The organism is Oleiphilus sp. HI0128 (genome assembly GCF_001635365.1).
Genome location: NZ_LWGG01001160.1, coordinates 1 through 584, shown reverse-complemented (window position 1 = coordinate 584; position 584 = coordinate 1). Strand labels below are relative to the sequence as shown.

The following is a 584-nucleotide window of genomic DNA, read 5'->3' as shown; positions in this document are numbered from 1 at the left end:
AAAAAACCTGGATTTGGCCAAATCCTTCACTCTAGCGATTGAGCAAGTAAAGGGATTGTTTCAAGAAACCGTTTCTTTAGCGAATGATAAAGGTCTCGGAAAGATACAGCATCGTCGGGAGGTCATGAAACGGATTGATGTTTTGTTTGCTTCGGATTCGAGTAAACAAATTTATACTGGAAATGATCGCCGAGTAGAGTTTCAGTATGCGATGCATGTTGCCAGTCAATCGGGTAGACGTGCGACCGGTATTTACATGGATGATGGTGCGGTGAGCTATATTGGCCACAAATCAATGAATAGCTTCGCTCACCGTTTTCTGGATCCTTTTCTTAAGAAACTCGTATACGGAACCTGGTGGAAGAACGCCCTGACAATAGGCTCTTCTGCTTGGATTTCAAAAGCCTATTTGGCGTTCCCTGAGTATGCTCACCCTCTGTTGCAGGAAAAGAAGCGCTTAGCGCTCAACACAGATTTGTTCTCATCTGATCAATTTAAACAGCTTTCTAAAAGTTTACTTGATGATAGAAAGGTCGATTTAAGCTGTTTCGATGCGATTAAGGTGTTGATTACTTTGCCTCATG

Annotated in this window: 1 protein-coding gene; it reads left to right on the top strand. The window is 42.5% G+C overall.

Annotated elements, in window-relative coordinates; all coding sequences use genetic code 11:
• Nucleotides 1-584 (top strand): hypothetical protein (locus tag A3763_RS28935; RefSeq protein ID WP_197482999.1); only part of this gene is annotated, 584 nt, incomplete at both ends.